This window comes from Actinosynnema sp. NPDC023658, assembly GCF_040639995.1.
In the GTDB taxonomy this organism is placed as follows: Bacteria; Actinomycetota; Actinomycetes; order Mycobacteriales; family Pseudonocardiaceae; genus Actinosynnema.
Window position 1 is genome coordinate 1 of the sequence record NZ_JBFAAX010000550.1, and the last position, 3,900, is coordinate 3,900.

Below are 3,900 nucleotides of genomic sequence, written 5' to 3' on the forward strand. Positions count from 1 at the left end.
CTCCAGCTCGACGACATGGCGGCGCCGGCCCCGCTGACGCTCGGCGTGGCGCACCGGTTGTCACTGCCACCCGCGCGTCACGAGCGGCTCCGCGACTTCCGGGTCCTGGTCCTCGACGAGCACCCGCTCATCCCGACCGGGTCGGCCGTGCGGGCGGGCGTGGAGCGGGTGGCCGCCGCGCTCGTCGACGGTGGCGCCCGCGTCGAGCGGCACAGTCCGCTGCTGCCCGACCTGGCCGAAGCCGCGACGCTCTACACGCAGTTGCTGACCTCGGGCTCCGTCGCGCGCTTCCCCATGGAGTCGTACGAGCAGCTGCGGATCCGCGTCGCCGGACTGGATGCGGACGACCGGAGCCTCGACTCCGAGCGGCTGCGCGCCGTGCTGTTCAGCCACCGCGACTGGCTGGAGGCGAACAACCGCCGAGAGGTCCACCGCCACGGCTGGCGGCAGCTGTTCGCGGAGTTCGACGCCGTGGTGTGCCCGATCACGCCGACGCCCGCGTTCCCGCACGACCACAGCCCCAACCCGCTGGAACGGCGCATCGACATCGACGGCGTCGAGTACCCGTACTTCGACCAGCTCGTCTGGGCGGGTCTGGCCACCATGCCCGGCCTGCCCGCGACCGCCGTGCCCGCGGGCCGGTCCCCGGAGGGCCTGCCGGTCGGGGTGCAGCTCATCGGTCCGATGTTCGAGGACCGCACCCCGCTGCGGCTGGCCGAGCTTTTGGAGCAGAGGATGGGCGGCTTCCAGGCACCGAGGTAGGGCGGACCGGGCTGCCGGCTGATCCGATCGAGGGCACCGCCTCGGAACGGACGTCCGACACGGCGTCAACGGACGACCGAGGGGCGCGGGGTAGTGCTGGCGCTACCCCGTTCCGGCAGCCGGCGGGATCGTCGCGGGTGCGGCGCGAACCTACGGTTGACCCCATGAACAGGACTCGGGGCGAAGAGACCGGCACGCGCATGGGTACGACGAAGTCGTTGCTGTGGTTGGTGTTGCTGGTGACGGCGGCGGTGAACTCGATCGGCTCGTTCATCGGGCTCGACGAGGTGCTGCGGCTCTCGGCAGGCGGTGTGACGGTGCTGTGCATCATCGCGCTCGTGGTGCTCCACCTGCGCAACCGCCGGTGAGGGCCGGGCATTGAGGTGGGTCAGGCGTTGAGGTAGGCCAGGACGGCGAGGACGCGGCGGTGGCCGCCCTCGTCGTTCGGCAGGTCCAGCTTGGTGAAGATGTTGCGGATGTGCTTGTGCACCGCGCCCTCGCTGACCACCAGGAGGTCCGCGATGGTGCCGTTGTTGTGGCCCTCCGCCATGAGGGCCAGCACCTCGCGCTCGCGGGCGGTGAGGGTGGAGAGCGGGTCGTCGGCCTTGCGGCGCACCAACAGCTGCGAGATGACCTCGGGGTCCATCGCGGTGCCGCCGTCGGCCACCCGGCGCAGGGCTTCGAGGAACTCGCCCACCTTGCCGACGCGCTCCTTGAGCAGGTAGCCGACACCACCGATGCCGTCGGCCAGCAGCTCGGAGGCGTAGCTGTCCTCCACGTAGGCCGAGAGCACCAGGACGGGCAGCCCGGGGTGCACCCGTCGCGCCTCGACGGCCGCGCGGAGCCCTTCGTCCCGGAAGGACGGTGGGAGGCGCACGTCCATCACGACGACGTCCGGTCGGTCCTCCGCGATCACGGCCAGGAACTCCGTCGCGTTGTCGACGGCCGCCACCACGTCGATGCCGGCCGTGCCGAGCAGCAGTGACAGGCCTTCCCGCAGCAGGACGTCGTCCTCCGCGATCACGACGCGCACGGCAGCTCCACTCGCAACACGGTCGGCCCACCGGGCGGGCTGCTCAGCTGGGCACGGCCATCGAACGCGTCGGCTCGACGCTGGATGCCGACGATACCGGTCGCCCTGCGCTCGTCCGCCCCGCCCCGCCCGTCGTCCCGGACGGTGATGAGCAGCTCGTCGTCGGTCGAGTCGATGCTCACCGAGGCGTGCTCGGCCGCCGAGTGCTTGGTGACGTTGGTCAGGGCCTCCGCGACGATGAAGTACGCCGCCGCCTCGATGGCGGCCGGGCGACGCCCGATCGGGCCGACCTCCACCGTGCACGGCACGGGGCAGCGCGCCGCCAACGCCGAGAGCGCGCCGTCCAGGCCGCGGTCGGAGAGCACCGGCGGGTAGATGCTGCGCACCACGTCCCGCAGCTCGGCCAACGCGTCGATGGCGGTGTCCTGCGCCTTGCCCACCAGCTCGAACGCCTTGTCCGGGTCGCGCTCCCGCAGCTGGCCCGCGATGCCGAGCTGCATCACGACGGCCGCGATGCGCGCCTGGGCACCGTCGTGCAGGTCGCGTTCGATGCGCCGCAGCTCCGCGCCGTGCGCCTCCAGCGCGCCCGCCCGCGACGCGGGGAGCTCGGCCACCCGGTCGGTCAGCCGGACGCCCGGCGCGGGCGACAGCAGCCTCCGGGCGAACGACGCCTGCCACCGGGCCAGCCACGGCAGCCGGAACGCCAGCGCGCCGTAGACGACCGCGCCGACCAGCGCGACCGGGGCCATCCGCCACGAGTCCACGACCACGCCGAACGACGTCTCCACGCCGCCCGGCACGAGCCACCAGTACACCGGGATCAGCGCCTGGTTCACGGCGCTGGTCGGCAGACCGACCGCGAGCGCGCCCAGCAGCATGCCGACCGGCGCGTGGACCGCCAGCCACGCCAAGTCCCTCCGGGTGGCCGGGTCGGTGACCGCGGTCACGGCCTGCCGGGACAGCGGGCCGTCCAGCAGCCGGTACGCCTCGGGGATCGACTCCCCGAGGGACGCGCCCGCCCGCCGCCGCTCGAACGCCACCAGCCGGCGCACCAGCCGCAGCACCTCGGGCACTGCGGGCACGCCCACGCCGACCAGGCTCAGGACGCCGACCAGCGCCAGTGCCATCAACGCGAACACCGCCAGGAACGCCGTGACGGCGCCCACGAGGAGGTAGCGCACGGCGGTCCACATCGGAGCGAGCCTGGTCATGACCCCGATTCTCCCCGAACTGCCCGCCGAGCGCGGTAGTGCCTGCGCTACCACCACCGGCCCGGTAGCGGGATCGATCACCGCCCGCCCGCGGACCTAGCGTCAGGTCAAACGTCAGAGAGGACAACACGATGGTGGCGGGAACGGTATCGGTGGGCGCGGCTCACGCGGTGCGGCTGGAGGAGGTGCGCAAGGTCTACGGGTCCGGCGGCCAGGCGGTCACGGCGCTCGACGGCGTCACGGTGGGGTTGCGGCGCGGCGCGTTCACCGCGGTGATGGGACCGTCCGGCTCCGGCAAGAGCACGTTCCTGCACTGCGCCGCGGGGTTGGACCGGCCGACGTCGGGTCGGGTGCTGCTGGGCGACACGGACCTGTCGGGGTTGAAGGAGGACGCGCTCACCGCGCTGCGGCGGCGTCGGATCGGCTTCATCTTCCAGGCCTACAACCTGCTGCCGTCGCTGACCGTGCGGCAGAACATCACGCTGCCGCTGCGGTTCGCGGACGAGCGGCCCGACGAGGAGTGGCTGCGCGAGGTCGTGACGCGGGTCGGCATCGCGGACCGGCTCGACCACCGACCCGCCGAGCTGTCGGGCGGCCAGCAGCAGCGGGTGGCCATCGCGCGGGCACTGGTCACGCGGCCGGAGGTGCTGCTGGCCGACGAGCCGACCGGCGCGCTGGACACCCGCACCGGCCGCCAGGTCCTCGGGCTGCTGCGCGACCTGGTGGACACCACGGGCCAGACCGTGCTGATGGTGACGCACGACCCGGTCGCGGCCTCGTACGCGCACAGCGTGCTGTTCCTCGCTGACGGGCGGCTCGCGGGCGAGCTCGCCGCGCCGACCCCCGCCCTGGTGGTGGAGCGGCTGACGCACCTCGGGGAGTGGTGACCGTGCG

At 73.2% G+C, this 3,900-nt stretch carries 5 protein-coding genes; 3 read left to right on the forward strand and 2 right to left on the reverse strand.

Annotated elements, in window-relative coordinates:
- Window positions 1-762: amidase family protein (locus tag AB0G02_RS30920; protein ID WP_360801019.1), on the forward strand; the 762-nt coding region annotated here is incomplete at its 5' end.
- Window positions 763-926: 164 nt separating this feature from the next.
- Entirely contained in the window at window positions 927-1,130 is a 204-nt protein-coding gene (locus AB0G02_RS30925; RefSeq protein WP_360801022.1) for a hypothetical protein, read from the forward strand.
- A 20-nt stretch (window positions 1,131-1,150) separates the two neighbouring features.
- Here the strand turns inward: AB0G02_RS30925 and AB0G02_RS30930 are convergent, their stop codons facing one another.
- Together AB0G02_RS30930 and AB0G02_RS30935 are read right to left on the reverse strand one after the other, a co-directional pair.
- Window positions 1,151-1,795 carry a response regulator transcription factor gene (locus tag AB0G02_RS30930; RefSeq protein ID WP_360801025.1) on the reverse strand — a complete coding sequence of 215 codons (645 nt, stop codon included), beginning with the start codon at window positions 1,793-1,795 and terminating at the stop codon, window positions 1,151-1,153.
- Window positions 1,783-3,006, reverse strand: coding sequence for a sensor histidine kinase (locus tag AB0G02_RS30935; RefSeq protein ID WP_360801028.1), 1,224 nt, complete (start codon window positions 3,004-3,006; stop codon window positions 1,783-1,785). The genes AB0G02_RS30930 and AB0G02_RS30935 overlap by 13 nt, the downstream gene beginning before the upstream one ends.
- A 131-nt stretch (window positions 3,007-3,137) precedes the next feature.
- On the opposite strand from AB0G02_RS30935, the gene AB0G02_RS30940 reads away from it, so the two are divergent.
- On the forward strand, window positions 3,138-3,893 hold the full coding sequence (locus AB0G02_RS30940; RefSeq protein WP_360801031.1) for an ABC transporter ATP-binding protein: 756 nt from the start codon (window positions 3,138-3,140) through the stop codon (window positions 3,891-3,893).
- Window positions 3,894-3,900: the final 7 nt, after the last annotated feature.